Origin of the sequence: Synechococcus sp. R55.4 (assembly GCF_047461935.1) — a bacterium.
Taxonomy (GTDB): Bacteria; Cyanobacteriota; Cyanobacteriia; order Thermostichales; family Thermostichaceae; genus Thermostichus.
Genome location: NZ_JANSIF010000088.1, coordinates 1,179 through 2,371, shown reverse-complemented (window position 1 = coordinate 2,371; position 1,193 = coordinate 1,179). Strand labels below are relative to the sequence as shown.

The following is a 1,193-nucleotide window of genomic DNA, read 5'->3' as shown; positions in this document are numbered from 1 at the left end:
GACGTGGCGGAACGGCAGACGCGCTAGACTTAGGATCTAGTGCCGCAAGGCGTAAGGGTTCAAGTCCCTTCGTCCGCATGAGAATCCCCTACTTCCCCAGCCCTTTTCCCCCAAGAGGGCAGAAGTTCCCCCGGTCAACAGCAATGCTGACTGCCTTACGGTCGCTCGCCAGCAAGCCTAGGAGAGCCAAGGTGACAAAGCAAGCTCTCCCGCCGGCTAAAAGCAGACAGGGACACATCTCCCAGGCTAGAAGGCTTCTCGGTCCGCCTGCAGAGAAACGGGACTGGGTTGCTGCCACGAAAACCTTGGCTCTAGGCCGGAAAGATCACCTGCAGAATTTGCTCGGGGGCAATCGACTCCACCTTCCCATCGGCCCCCTTGACCGCCCGAAACGGCCCCTCTGAAGGCAGCAACCGCAGCGGGTCGGTGGGCCCAAACAACGCCACCAGCGGCGTCTGCACCGCCACCGCCAAGTGCATAGGAGCACTGTCCACACACAACAGCAGCGTCGCCCCCCCAATCAAAGCCGCCAGTTGCCCCACCCCCGCCGGTCGGCTCACCGGCAGCTCCGGCAACTGCGCCATCAGCTCATCCGCCACCTGCTCATCCTCTGGCCCCACCACCAGCACCAACGGCAGCTCCGGCCGCTGCTCCCGAAAACCCTTGATGACCTTGACCCAGTTGGCAGAGGGATAGATCTTCTGAATTCCCTTCTCCTGCGACAGCTGGCTGGCCCCCGGATGCAACAGCACATAATCTTGAGCGGCATCCCCCAAAAGGCGCTTGCGTTCCTGCTCTGCCCACTCCAGGTCTGCTTTTTTCAGACGAATCTGGGGCAACCCCGCCGGCGCAGCAATGCCAAACCCCTGCACCAGGTCGTGGTACATCTGGGCCGCATACTGGGCCGGCTTCAGGGGCACCGGGTCGGTCAGCCAAGGTCGCCCCGGCCCCGGCGGCGCATAGCCCACCCGCTTGGGAATGCCGGTCAGCCACAACAACAGCTTGACCCCCAAGCTTCGGCCCAGGCTCAGCACCCCGTCATACTGCCGCTCCCGAATGCGCCCCAGCAGGTCGCTGAGATCCCCCAACGACAGCTGTTCTTTGAACGGAAAAGTCAGCACCCGACTCACCGAAGGACAAACCTCGTAGGCAGCCGCCGCCCGCGGCTCCACAACCACCTCCAGCTCCGCCTC

General features: G+C 63.3%; 1 protein-coding gene. It reads right to left on the bottom strand.

Annotation, left to right across the window (positions count from 1 at the left end):
* Positions 1-311: 311 nt before the first annotated feature.
* A partial coding sequence (locus tag NW842_RS13870; RefSeq protein ID WP_414418271.1) for a glycosyltransferase family 9 protein occupies positions 312-1,193 on the bottom strand: 882 nt, incomplete at its 5' end.